12 protein-coding genes are annotated in these 13,070 nt (G+C 45.5%); 5 read left to right on the top strand and 7 right to left on the bottom strand.

Annotated elements, in window-relative coordinates:
- Positions 1 to 123 precede the first annotated feature (123 nt).
- Entirely contained in the window at positions 124 to 1,074 is a 951-nt protein-coding gene (locus FB479_RS03690) for an AAA family ATPase (RefSeq protein ID WP_106653546.1), read from the top strand.
- A gap of 59 nt (positions 1,075 to 1,133) precedes the next feature.
- On the opposite strand, the gene FB479_RS03685 is transcribed toward FB479_RS03690, so the two are convergent.
- Both FB479_RS03685 and infC read right to left on the bottom strand, forming a co-directional pair.
- Entirely contained in the window at positions 1,134 to 1,886 is a 753-nt protein-coding gene (locus tag FB479_RS03685; protein WP_142062477.1) for a DUF4184 family protein, read from the bottom strand.
- Positions 1,887 to 1,907: 21 nt separating this feature from the next.
- On the bottom strand, positions 1,908 to 2,393 hold the full coding sequence (gene infC / locus FB479_RS03680) for a translation initiation factor IF-3 (protein WP_142062474.1): 486 nt from the start codon (positions 2,391 to 2,393) through the stop codon (positions 1,908 to 1,910).
- Positions 2,394 to 2,593: 200 nt separating this feature from the next.
- Between infC and FB479_RS03675 the strand changes: the two genes are divergently transcribed.
- The 3 genes from FB479_RS03675 (at position 2,594) to FB479_RS03665 (ending at position 4,884) form a co-directional block, all read left to right on the top strand.
- On the top strand, positions 2,594 to 3,061 hold the full coding sequence (locus FB479_RS03675) for a MarR family winged helix-turn-helix transcriptional regulator (RefSeq protein ID WP_174769407.1): 468 nt from the start codon (positions 2,594 to 2,596) through the stop codon (positions 3,059 to 3,061).
- A 46-nt stretch (positions 3,062 to 3,107) separates the two neighbouring features.
- Positions 3,108 to 4,340: a multidrug effflux MFS transporter gene (locus FB479_RS03670; protein WP_142062471.1), complete on the top strand. Its 1,233-nt coding sequence runs from the start codon at positions 3,108 to 3,110 to the stop codon at positions 4,338 to 4,340.
- Between the two features lie 112 nt (positions 4,341 to 4,452).
- Positions 4,453 to 4,884 carry a VOC family protein gene (locus FB479_RS03665; protein ID WP_142062468.1) on the top strand — a complete coding sequence of 144 codons (432 nt, stop codon included), beginning with the start codon at positions 4,453 to 4,455 and terminating at the stop codon, positions 4,882 to 4,884.
- Positions 4,885 to 4,995: 111 nt separating this feature from the next.
- Here FB479_RS03665 and hfq read toward each other — a convergent pair whose 3' ends face one another.
- From hfq to FB479_RS03645, 4 genes are all read right to left on the bottom strand, one after another.
- A complete protein-coding gene (gene hfq, locus FB479_RS03660) occupies positions 4,996 to 5,235 on the bottom strand; it encodes an RNA chaperone Hfq (RefSeq protein ID WP_007719110.1) in 240 nt (79 codons plus the stop codon).
- 29 nt (positions 5,236 to 5,264) lie between these two features.
- Positions 5,265 to 6,224 carry a tRNA (adenosine(37)-N6)-dimethylallyltransferase MiaA gene (miaA, locus tag FB479_RS03655; RefSeq protein WP_142062465.1) on the bottom strand — a complete coding sequence of 320 codons (960 nt, stop codon included), beginning with the start codon at positions 6,222 to 6,224 and terminating at the stop codon, positions 5,265 to 5,267.
- Positions 6,221 to 7,006 (bottom strand): class I SAM-dependent methyltransferase, encoded by a 786-nt coding sequence (locus tag FB479_RS03650; RefSeq protein ID WP_106653562.1) that lies wholly within the window; start codon positions 7,004 to 7,006, stop codon positions 6,221 to 6,223. The genes miaA and FB479_RS03650 overlap by 4 nt, the downstream gene beginning before the upstream one ends.
- Positions 7,007 to 7,310: 304 nt before the next feature.
- Positions 7,311 to 8,513 (bottom strand): alpha-amylase family protein, encoded by a 1,203-nt coding sequence (locus FB479_RS03645; RefSeq protein WP_142062462.1) that lies wholly within the window; start codon positions 8,511 to 8,513, stop codon positions 7,311 to 7,313.
- An 861-nt stretch (positions 8,514 to 9,374) separates the two neighbouring features.
- Between FB479_RS03645 and FB479_RS31155 the strand changes: the two genes are divergently transcribed.
- The gene (locus tag FB479_RS31155) at positions 9,375 to 10,346 is read left to right on the top strand and encodes a globin-coupled sensor protein (protein WP_142062459.1); all 972 of its coding nucleotides are present in this window, start codon (positions 9,375 to 9,377) and stop codon (positions 10,344 to 10,346) included.
- 637 nt (positions 10,347 to 10,983) lie between these two features.
- Here the strand turns inward: FB479_RS31155 and mutL are convergent.
- Complete coding sequence (mutL, locus tag FB479_RS03625; protein ID WP_142062456.1) at positions 10,984 to 13,062, bottom strand: DNA mismatch repair endonuclease MutL; 2,079 nt, start codon at positions 13,060 to 13,062, stop codon at positions 10,984 to 10,986.
- Positions 13,063 to 13,070 lie beyond the last annotated feature (8 nt).

The following is a 13,070-nucleotide window of genomic DNA, read 5'->3' as shown; positions in this document are numbered from 1 at the left end:
AACATCACTTTCACAACAACCCCTTCAACGACTTGTCCAATTCGATCTCTTGCGTAAAAATTGGCAGGTTTTCCAATGTTCCTGAGTATACATTCTGTATGATGGTCAAGGCAGGTGAAACATGTGAAGCAAGCAGGAGCCATTCCTCAAACTGAGGTGCTCGAATCTTCAAGTAGTAATAATCGAATTCAAGTTGTATTCAATCGACCAGTAAGTGTTAAGCAGCTAAATACTTTACCTGAAATAGTTCGTACCACGTCCAGTTCAAATTTAACAACTGTTTTTGAAGAATTAGAAAGCCTGATTGGTTTACATGAAGCCAAGAAAACGATTTATGAAATTTATGCGCTCATCAAAATGAATAAAGCAAGGGAACGACACGGGCTAAAAATTGAAAAGCAAGTTTTCCATATGGTTTTTAAAGGAAATCCGGGTACTGGGAAAACAACAATTGCACGCCTTTTCGGAAAGATCTTTAAAGAAATGGGTGTTTTAACGAAGGGCCATCTAACTGAAGTTGAACGTGCAGATCTCGTTGGTGAATTTATTGGGCACACGGCACAAAAGACCCGTGATCTTGTTAAGAAAGCCATGGGGGGAATACTTTTTATCGATGAGGCCTACTCATTAGCTCGTGGTGGTGAAAAAGATTTTGGAAAAGAGGCTGTAGACTGTCTTACAAAATGCCTTGAGGACTTTGGCAATGATTTTGTCTGTATAATTGCAGGGTACAATGATGAAATGGATACATTCCTGGAGTTAAATCCGGGACTGCCTTCACGCTTTCCCGTCCACATCAACTTTGCTGATTATGAGGTAGATGAGCTGATGGATATTGCAAATTTGATGGCAAAGAACAAGGAGTATAGAATCTCTGCAGAAGCAAGTGAAAAACTGAGAAGAAGACTGCTAACAGTAACAAGCGATCCATTTCATGTGAATTTCAGTAATGCAAGATATGTACGAAATAATATTGAAAAGGCAATACGTGTGCAAGCCGTTCGATTGCTCAAAATTCCCGACCCAACCCGTGATGATTTAATGAATTTGAAGTCTGAGGATTTTTCAATTTAGAAACAATAAAATCCCTCATATTGAGGGATTTTGTATTCTATTACCGAGGTAAACCTGCCCTATATTTTCAATCTGAGCCTGACCAATGCGAAGCAGAGCACTACGATTCCAAGCAGTGATCCTGAGAGAAACGGGACCACTTGCTGCAAAGGATGGACGAAGGGTGAAATTCCTTTTACCAGGAATGCGTGAATAAAGACCGTCGCGATACCAAAAAACCCCACTCCGAACCAGAACAACCATTTTTCCAAGACAGGTACTTGTCTCAGAACGATCTGTCTGTTTTTCCGCGCCCTTTGTGCAATGACATACAATATGGCCAAGCCGCCGAAAAATGTACTACCGTGCTGCAGCAGCTTGTAAACAGGCACTTTATAATGAGCGATCGAGATGGTCTGTTGCAAGATCAAGAAGTGGTCTACCATACGTCCACCATCATGGGTAAAGGCATCCCATGCGATATGACTCAAACTGCCGAGTAACGCGGAGTACATAAACACAATTGCCGCTCGCCATGCTGGCATTCTGCTACCATTGTCGGTGTAGACTAGCCCTCGTCCAATCCACCCTGGCAACCGGGCAAGCATCGGCTTTTTCACCACATACTGGTACAAAAACGCTAATAGGATCGCGATTGGCAAATCAACCAGCCACAATCCGAGCATGGTGTGACTGTACACACTGAATGGCTGCATCCGGAAGAAATACTCAAAATCCGGTGCCATACTGCCAAAAACAAGGGCAGAGAACGAAAACCACTTGCATTTTCGTAACGGCAGTACAATAGCCGGATGAGCAAAAGTAAAAGGCATGCGCTTACTCCCTTTTCGTCATTAGAGTGGCAATAGATTGGCAACAACCTGCTTGCCGCTTACTTGAATCCCTTTATCCTGTTTTCCGCAATGAGTCAGATCTTTGATGAGATGCTCAATTAATCGCTTGGCTTCCTGACTTTCCTTTTTCTCCAGCTTGACAGTCAACTGCACAGCATCCCCGGATGAAAGAATTCGTTCTGCCTGTCTTTTTTTCGTATCGTAATCATGGTCTTCGATGTAGGCACTTAAACGAATTTCTTTTACTTTTACGCCTTTTTCTGCTTTCCGGTTTTTGGCGTTTTCCTTGATGACCTGTTCCTTATAATTCGTTCGATTCACTAACTGACAAGGCGGCGGACTCGTAGCCAAAGACAGACATACTAAATCCACTCCCTGTTCCTTTGCCATTTGAAGCGCTTCTTTTGTGGAGATGATTCCGAGATCTTCTCCGTCTACCCCTGTTAATTGTACGACTGCCGCTTTTATTTTTTCATTCAGGATCATCTTGATCTCACCTAACCTGTTCATTCGATTTTCAAGGACATCATTACTTCTCCAAAGAATGCAGCGTATCCTTCCAAAGCTCGTAAATGCAAATCATTTTCATGACGAGGACCAATCGTTTTTGTATAATAGGACAAGGCATAAACTTACGGACGTCTTTAACAAAATATTCATTAGCAAACTAATTAATTGGGGGTACTTTGGTGGAGTTCAGTTATGCAACCGCATTAACCCATTCTGCGTCGCATGTAATGAAAATGCATCGGCAAAATGTAGAATTTCTGATTCAAAAATACGACGTCTATCCCGGACAGCCCATTCTGTTGATGCGCTTGATTGAAAAAGATGGAATGATTCAGAGAGAATTGGCCCGAAAAATCGGGGTAAAGCCCGCTACGCTTACTGTCATGATTAATCGGATGGCCAAATCGGGACTTGTCGAGCGCAGAGCAGATGAACGGGACCAACGTATCTCCCGCGTTTATCTTACCGACAAAGGTCGGATGGCTACCATGCACGTCAAAGAAGTATTACGCGTCATTGAGGAAAATTGCTTCATCGGATTCTCAGAGGAAGAAAAGGATGTATTGCGTGGATTACTCGATCGCATGCACAGCAACCTCCAAGCTTTTTACTTGCAAAATACGCAACCCACTTCAGAGTTGTAAAAAGCTTCTACTCTGAAAAATAATGAGAAAGGTTTGACAACTTATCGTGAATAATCTAGCAAAAGAACTTGATTCCACGTCCCTAACCGGCAACAAGTCACGCCGGCTGTGGATGGCTGCGATTTTAGGGTCACTTTCGGCTTTTGGTCCACTATCCCTAGATATGTATTTACCTGCGCTTCCAATGCTTGCCGATGATTTGCAGACGAGCACCTCCATGACCCAACTCAGTTTGACAGCATGCATGCTCGGTCTGTCCATTGGTCAATTGTTCGCGGGGCCGATCAGCGACGTACGCGGTCGAAGAATCCCTTTGATTATCGGACTCATTTTGTATGCGATCTCTTCCTTTTTGTGTGCGGTGGCTCCCTCTATTTATACGTTCGTCTTGCTTCGCTTCGTACAAGGTCTTGCTGGTTCTGCTGGAATTGTTATCGCCCGGGCTACCGTTCGGGATTTGTACGCGGGGACAGAGCTGACGAAGTTTTTCGCCCTCTTGATGCTCATTAACGGGATTGCTCCGATCGCGGCACCTATCGTAGGGGGACAAATCCTCCAATTTACTACCTGGCACGGTGTATTTGTCGTACTCGGTCTCATTGGTGCGATCATGTTTCTCGTCGTGCTGCTTGCTCTTTCAGAAACATTGCCACAAGAGCGCCGCTCCAAGGCGGGAATCGGCAATACTCTGACGACCTTTGGTACCTTGCTGAAGGATCGCGTTTTTATGGGTTACGCCATGGCGCAGGGACTTGTGACTGCTGCTATGTTTGCGTACATCGCCGGTTCGCCCTTTGTCTTTCAAAAAATATTTGAAGTGTCTCCACAAACGTTTAGTCTCATTTTCGCGATTAATGGTGTAGGCATTATTATTGCGAGTCAAATCACAGGTAAGCTTGCAGGTAAAGTGAAAGAAACTTCTTTGTTCATTGCTGGAATATTGATTGCGGGAGTCGGCGGAATCCTCCTTCTCGCGATGATCCTCCTACAAGCTGGTCTTATTGCTGTGCTCGTTCCCCTTTTCTTTGTCGTATCTAGTGTAGGGATTGTCGGCGCAACAGGATTTTCCCTCGCTATGCAAAATCAAAGCAAGGCGGCAGGAAGTGCATCTGCTCTCCAGGGGCTACTTTCCTTCATTAGTGGCGGAATTGTCGCCCCACTTGTGGGAATCAGCGGCGAACATACCGCAGTACCAATGGGGATCATTATTGCTCTTTCTACGATCGGCGCCATTGTCTGCTACGTAGTCATGGTTCGTCGGAGTTCATCAGCTTCCTGATCACTTTTCTGCTTGCAAACATACGTTCTGTGCATTACAATCACATTATAGGTAATAATAGTAAGTGGGCTTGACAAGTTGGTCATATGAAAACCAAGGGAGATGTTGACTGATGGCATTGCGTTTGATTCCTTACATCGTTTTGAATGGTACTGCAAGTGAAGCAATTAGCTTTTACGAGAAAGCTCTAGGTGCTGAAGTGCTGTATAAGCAAACCTTCGGTGAAATGCCGGAAAATCCAGAGTTCCCATTACCTGAAGAAGCCAAGAATCGTATCGGACATGCTACTATTCGCGTCGGTGAAACGGAACTGATGTTTTCCGATACCTTTCCAGGACAACCGCATCAGCTTGGTGATCAAGTGACCATCTGCATCTCTACCGATGATAAAGAACAATCTCATAAGATTTTTGATGCCCTGCAAGAAGGCGGTCAAGTGCTTATGCCACTGCAAGAAACATTCTTCAGCCCAGCATACGGCAATGTGAAGGACAAGTTCGGCATCACGTTCCAAATTTACACAGATAACCATTGCATGGACTAATGTGAAAGCCCTGTTCGCTTCAACGGCGACAGGGCTTTTTATTGATGCTTTTTGCGTTTAATAAAAAAAGAACCAGGATCACATGTATCCTGGCTGTTGGTGTTGCTTCGCTTACTGTTGGTTGTTCTCCTGAGACATGAGCGATACAGGGCGTTGCGGAGTGAAAGTGGAGATCGCATGCTTGTATACTAATTGTTGCTTGCCTTCGCTATCAATCACAATCGTGAAATTATCGAATGCTTTAATATACCCGCGCAATTGAAATCCGTTCACAAGGTAAATGGTAACCGCGATGTTTTCTTTCCGCAAATGATTCAAGAACGTATCTTGAATGTTGATCGTCTGTTTCATGTACACTACCCCCTAAAAGGACTTGTATGTTATATATTCGGCAATTGTTGAAACTTTCCTGCCAATATTCGCTTGATAGTTTCCACGTTATTCCTCTGTTCGGCCGGATCAGTCATGTCAAACCATTGAATTTCTTCCATGCGACGGAACCAGGAAAGCTGGCGTTTGGCAAAATGTCGGGTTCGCTGCTGTATGTCGTTCACCGCTTTTTCTAGCGTGATTTCTCCATACAGATAAGGAATGAGCTCCTTGTACCCCAAACCTTGCATGGAGACCAGTGACGCGTCGTAGCCAGCATCCAAGAGCCCCCTCACTTCTTCAACCAGTCCCGCTTCGATCATGAGTTCGACCCGGTGGTTGATTCGTTCATACAGCTTTGCGCGGTCCATCGTGAGACCAATCATCACCAAATCATAGGGTGAATGCTGCGCCCGCAGTTGAAAGTCGGACATTTTGTACCCGCTGCTTTCATAAATCTCCAGTGCGCGAATCACCCGTTTTACATCATTGGGATGCAAGCGTTCGGCTGTAATCGGATCGACATCGGCCAGTCTGGCGTGAAGTGCTTCCACGCCTTCGCTGTCAGCCAATCTTTGCAGTCGATCACGCAGCTCAGGGTCTTGAGAAGTGGTGGAAAACTGAAATCGATGGGTAACCGATTCTATGTACAGACCTGTTCCGCCAACGATAAACGGAAGTTTGCCACGTTGGTTGATGTCTGTAATCAACGCTGCGGCACTTTCCTGAAACATCGCGACAGAGTATTCTTCGTCTGGATTTTTAATATCAATGAGGTGATGCGGTATGCTCGCAAGCTCCTCAGGTTCTGCTTTTGCGGTGCCAATATCCATTCCACGGTATACTTGCATGGAATCTCCGGAAATGATCTCACCGTCGAACTGTTCGGCCAGCTCCAAGCTAAGCTGGGTTTTGCCGACCGCTGTTGGGCCAATAATCACGACTAGCCTTTCTCTCTGTTGCAAGGTCACTCCCCTCCACCTATCTCTTTGTAGCTGTACACGACCTGCTGGCCGCGGGAGCGAAACGGCGTAAAACCAAAGCGCTCGTACATCCTACCTTCTTTTCCTTCTTTCATTACCACACGTTTTCTCGCAACTCGCTGCGCTTCCAATACAGCCTCCTCTGAAAGAGCATCTGGATTGGCGAGCTCACGGACTCCGGCAATTCCCGACGAGCTTTGTACAGTTATTTCGAACATGGGATCGAAATAAACGACGTCGAAGGAACGTGCAGGCAGTCCTCTCAGTACTTCTAGATGGTTGCCACATCGCACCTCAATACGACGCATGGCCTGCTCCAGTTCTTCCGCATCGGATGACCAGTGCCGCAGTCCATCTTCTACCAAGATGGCTAGCAATCGCTCAGATTCGATGCCAACAACTTTCCCATTTGCCCCAGTCGCATGAGAAAATACAATAGCATCAGCACCTAAACCCAAGGTTGCGTCCAGCACTTCATCCCCTGGTTGAATTTGGCAAGCAACAAGCATAGTATCAGTATCGCCGCGCATGAGCCGCTTTATACGAAAAGCAGATGTGTTCGGATGAAAAAAGAATGGTTTTTTCCCCGGCACTTCCAGACGTGCTCCGAGAGCGGAAACCACCAATACTTCTTCTACCCCATATCGCTTGCGCATTTGACCCAATGAAAAATCGCGTCGATTCACAACTTGTAGCCCCAATGTACTAGCCAATTCAGCTGCGTGACGCAAGGTTTCTTCACCAGGCTCAAGTCCTGTCGTAACAATCACGCCTTTGTTCCCTTCCTTACGTCTTCGCCCTTTTTGACAAGAACTGCTGTTCAAGAAAAAAGACTCGACGATTTTTACATAAACGGTAACGATCATATTATTGTAAGCAGGATTAATTTGCCGGTCAAATAGAATCTGAACCAAACTGTTTTCCTCTTCGCTATGACAATCATACCATTTTTTATGAAAGCGCGTCGGACTGTAGTATGATTTTCCAGTCCATCCGTTTCACCCTTGAAAAAAAGACCCGGGAAGTTCCGTGGGTCTTGTTACATGTGGGCATACGCCATGCGAATGAAAAATGCTATCTCCACTCCTCAACTGCAAGGTTCGCCTGTTTGATCCAGTCCAGCCTGCGGTTATTTAACAGTCCGAGATTGTAATAGGTAATCGATTGAGCACCTGCGTCCACCGCGGTTTTCACCCTCGCTGCCAACTCGACTGCTGACTGGATTTGGCTATGATGCAGGGAGAAAGCTGCCCCCAGCGCAGCTTCTGGGGCAACAAGCTTGGTTGCATGGAACGCATACGCCACATCACCGACACTGTCTCCATAGGCGAGCGGAACAAGACGATCCAATGTAGCCACTGCTTTTCGCAACGAAACCCCTTCCCAATAAGACTGATTCACAAAAAACGGTGTCGAGGACGGAAAGCCATCCAACGCAGTCCCCATACTCTGCGCGATCTCCTTCAAGCTCCTCCATAACTGATCTACCATTTCCAGACGGGATTGCTGATAGTGATACAATTCCGGGTATTCCAGCAGTAAAAAGGCAATCTCTCTCGCTTCTGCGGATACTTGCGAAAGAGAATCAGCTTCCACCATCTGACTGACTAGCCTCGATACAAGCTGTCGGACTGCTCCCACATCGATTCGCTTCGATTCGGCACGCTCCGTACATGCCCCGCAAAAACAGAGCGAGAGTAACCATTGCAGTGATTCTCCTAACGGTAAGAGGCATACTTCATGATGCTCGCCATGCTTCATCGGCAAAAAGGCGGTCGCTTCGATCAAAATCCGCTCTGGCTTCACCTGCTCCAGCGTATCGGTAAAAAGCGCCTTGGCGTAGTGCTGAACCTCAGGCTGCGATGGACATAATGCGTATGTGTATGTATCCCCCCAAATGTTTTGAACACAAAGATCTGGATGAGCCAAACCAAGCGTAGAATTGTGAAGGCCAACCCACCAAGTATGAAACCCCATCCCTGTCTGTTTACAAGCTTCTTTCATTTTGGCAAGAATGCCTGCTTGTGCGACTTGCTCGTGTACGGTCGGTCGCAAACGGTTGTACTTCGACCATTCAGGCGTAAACGATACTCCTGAAAACGGCAGCCTGCGAAACGTTTTGCTTCGCGGGTGAAAAAATCTCCCCTGATGGTAGCTGCTATTGACCACCGCTGTGTTACATCTGGCTGTTTGCAAGGTTTGCATCACAGCTTCGATACCACTCTCGGCTATATCCCACGGATAAATAAACACCCCCGTTTGGCGTGATGAACTCATTTTGTTTCACCTCGTTTTTGCAAGTAATCATAAGTCAGTGTTTGTCTAAAATCAACCTTGATTTTCGAATTTTCTGAACAACACATCCGAAGAAACACCCCCAAGGAATTGTGTCGGGCAGGTTATGCGCGTTGTCAATTTTGTTGTCACCGTTGTCGCGGTTACTATCCTATCTCCTCAATGATTAGCGACTTTACTCCCCACAGTAACTATACTGAATCACGCCCATTTCAGTTGTAACAGAATATGATTACGCAAATTAAAGTGAATGGAGAGAAATCTAATTAGAAGATAGCAACTGGTCCGATCCTTTAGGCATAAAGCTAAAAGGACAAGACCCATTTTCTTTTACTCATACGTAACTTTCATTATGTCCAGGAAAGGAAGCTTCCTGATTGCTCCATTATCCTCTAAATGAACTAGCCTCGTACGCGAGTCAAGTTCTGTGATCTGCCCGCCTAATTTCTCGGCCATACCCTATACAGTCAACGACCTTTCAGCTCCGTCATCTTTTGCTTCCAAGGGCTCAATCCCCCAATTCTCTAATTCAAACTCATCCCTTTTAGGACGCTTTGGTGTAGCTGCCATTGCCATAAAGCCCCTCCTCAATGAATCGCATAGAAATGATTTTCTATCTTCTTGCCATCTGCTTTAGTACTTTCTCTCCCATACATATAGTACCTTCTTCCATGTTCTTACTTGCAGGGATACATGTTTCTTCATCATGTCATATTTAGCATATCAGTATAAATTTCATAAATATTTCATTTTTATTTAACATTTTATTTTTATTTAGATTTTATTTTTGTTAGAATCTGAAAGAGTTTTACATTACATATAAAGAAAATAGGGGTTGGTATCATGATTGCACTGGATAATGAATGGAATTCACTTAGGGTGTTCTACGGCCTAACAAAAGAAGACTTAGACCTCTTGTATTCACACAAAGAATTCTTCACCACTCATTCAAAAGAAATCGTAGATTGTTTTTATGAAGAATTGGAAACACATTCTAACTTGGATCAATTGATTCGCACAAATGTAACAATGGACCAATTAAAGAACATGCAGATTTGGTATATCGAAACACTTTCTTCTCATGTTATTGATGAAGAATATGTAAACAGCCGAAAACGAATCGGAACAACCCATGCGAGAATTGGATTGTCAGCTTCTTGGTTTTTGGGTGGATACTCACTATATTTACGTCTTTTTTCAGAAAGAATTCAATCGCTAGAAAACTCAACTGCATTTTATCAGGCTCTTATCAAAAGAGTTTTTTTTGATTCTGCAATTATTCTTGAACAGTATATCGGTGACACGATGCGTGAAAATGTAAGCTACCGCCACAGTATGGAGCAAATGGCAGCCGAATTGACAGCTACAACCCAGGAAGCGCTAAGAATCTCTTCCGTCTTCACCGACTCCGCAACCAAACTATACGAATACAATGGTGAAATCGCTCATTCCATGAATGTGTTAAAGGAGCAGAATGAGGAGATTGAGAAACTCAGCGGCTTCGTAGCAGATGTTTCTACACAAACAAATCTTCTAGGCCTTAATGCAGCGATTGAAGCTGCTAGAGCTGGAGAGCACGGACGTGGCTTTACCGTTGTTGCTAATGAAGTACGTAAATTAGCCGATAAATCAAATGCCTCATCTAAAGACATTTATCAATCTCTACAGAACATTAACAATCAATTACTTAAAATCGATCAACAGGTCTCATTATCAACTGTTTCCGCTGAACAATTAGATACTACTTCCGAGCAATTATTTTCTATCATCCATAAACTAGATGGAATTTCTCGTCGTCTTCAGAATAAACACTAACTAACTACTTCTGAACGGCCAAAGGAGCTTATTTCTTTGGCCGTGTTCTATTATGTAGCTCCTTCCTTTCCCACGCTTCCAGGACCGTCATGTTATCTGGTTCAGAACGTTTCCACTCAATATATTCCTCAGGTGCCAGGACCTCCAACATTGTCATGATGCCGCCGCGAGATCGACCTGTCTTGATACATAGTTCCTCTACTGTTGGTATTCTACGCCACCCTGCCGATCACTCCCCAAAAAAAGAACGTTTGTTCCTGGTTTAGAACGGGTGACGATAAAAGAAAAGCCCCACTTTTTAGTGGAGCAATGCCATCGGGTGCCAGCCAGGACCGCCGTCCAAACTTAGTCCCCAATCAGGACCAGTTAATAGGATTTGCGGTCGTACAAAAGTACAGAGCTCACTATTATATAAACAGATACTCCCCTACTTTTCGTTTTTCAATAAAAGAAGAAATATATCTGTAGTCGTATCCAATGATCCGATTTGTCATCTGCCTCGATGGAAGAAGCTCTGTTCCAGCTTGAGTGATGACAGATTGGGGTAACCGCAGAGGAACACTGATTTCGATGGGAACCGAAGCAATTAGTCCACACAAAAATACCCTCCCCGGATTTTTCCGCAGGAGGGCATAGTTTACATCACACGCTTAAACATTTTTTCTAAATCATAACCAGTAAAATGAATCACAATCGGCCTGCCGTGTGGACACGTATATGGACTGCTCGTATTACGCAGCTGGTTCAGCAAGCTTTCCATCTCTGCATGCGTCAGGAAGCGGTTCGCTTTAATCGATGCTTTGCAGGACATCATGATGGCAGCTTTTTCGCGCATCAGCACGACATTGGCATGGGCGTTTTCTCCCGTTTCCAGTACAAACTGAATGAGCTCCTCAATGACCTCCAGCTCCGCCCCTTCTGGAAACCAATGCGGGTGAGCGCGAACGATAAAGGTCCGTCCACCGAACGCCTCGATCTCCAAACCAAACGATTGCAAAAGCGACAGTCGCTTCTCCAGTTTGCTTGCCTCTGCAGCCGTATATTCCACCGTATGCGGAAACAGCATGATCTGGCTGGAAATGTCCTCTTCTGCAAGCTTGTCCATGAAATACTCGTAAAAAATCCGCTCCTGGGCGGCATGTTGATCAATTAAATACATGCCTTCGTCATTTTGCGCGACGATGTAGGTGCCATGGACTTGACCAACTGGGTACATAACGGGAACAGGCGAATCCGTTTCATTTTCATTGGTAGCTTCCATGAGTGGAGGTGATTGCTCGATATCAGCTACGGTTGTGGTATCCTCGCTGCTGATCTCATTCAATAGATGCGCAGGAGATGGTGTCCGGGCAATGTCCAGCTGTGACGGAAGCTTCGTCTCGTAAGGTTGGAAAGATTCCCTCGTGTCCGCTTGATCCAACAGAGTCGCCTGCACCATTTCATTCGGGAAAGCCTCTGCTTTTGCAGACTCCAGCTTTTCATAGTTGGCTGCCGACTCCTTCACCGTGCCGCTCTCAATGGATGGTGCGATAGGCGCCGCCGTCACAACATCCACTTGCTTACTGGTCGTTTCCTGCTTGGCCATCCATTCCTGAAGCCGGGGACTCGCTGCTAATAGTGGCGATTGCGGAGTATCAGGCTTATTGATTTGCAGGTCAAACTGCGGTTGAATGACCTGGGTGACGACCTTAGCTTTTGGTTGCGTAACCATGGGTCTGACAATTCCTAAGCCTTGTCGCAATGTCTCTTTTACCGACTGTTCTATTGCACTGCACAATTCATCTTCTTTGCTAAATCTCGCTTCTAGTTTGGCAGGATGTACATTCACATCAACCAGTGACGGATCCATTTCGATCTGTAAAGCCACAATCGGATAACGGCCGATGGGTAACAATGTATGATAACCGCGCATAATCGCATTGTTAATCGAATAACTGCGCACGTACCGACCGTTTACCAGTGTTGAAAGGTAAGAGCGATTCGCCCTCGTCACTTCCGTCTTCGAAAGAAAACCAGACCACCTATAGTCGAGGGTCTCCCCTGCAATTGGAAGCAACAGCTTCGCTACTTGCACACCGTAGATAGCCGCCATAACGTGCAGCAGCTTTCCGTCGCCAGACGTTTGCAAGAGTGTCTTGCCATTATGAGTCAGCAGAAAGGAGATCGACGGATGCGTCAGTGCAAGCCGATTCACATAATCGGAAATATGCCCGACTTCCGTGGCGATCGACTTCATGTATTTCAAGCGAGCAGGTGTGTTGAAAAACAAGCTGCGTACACATACTTCCGTCCCTTTTACAGCGGCTTTATCGGAAATAGTGCCAAGCTGCCCACCTTCAATCAAAAGATGCGTGCCTACCTCACTACTGGACGTACTGCTCGTCAGCTCCATGCGCGAGACTGCCGCAATACTCGGCAGTGCCTCGCCACGAAAACCCAGTGTACGAATGCGGAACAAATCACGAGCGTTGCTGATTTTACTCGTGGCATGGCGCTCAAAAGCCAACTGACAATCTTCCCGATCCATCCCTTTTCCATTGTCAACGATCCGAATCATCTCCAGACCGCCTTCTTCTACGTGGATCTCGATTGTCGTTGCACTGGCATCAATTGCATTTTCGACCAGCTCTTTGACAACCGAAGCCGGTCTTTCCACTACTTCCCCTGCAGCAATCATATTGGCGAGATGCTCATCTAACACTTGAATGCTTCCCATGAGTGCCT

Origin of the sequence: Brevibacillus sp. AG162 (genome assembly GCF_006715575.1) — a bacterium.
Lineage (GTDB): Bacteria > Bacillota > Bacilli > Brevibacillales > Brevibacillaceae > Brevibacillus > Brevibacillus brevis.
Note: the sequence above shows the minus strand (reverse complement) of the source record. Positions and strands in the feature narration are given on the sequence as shown.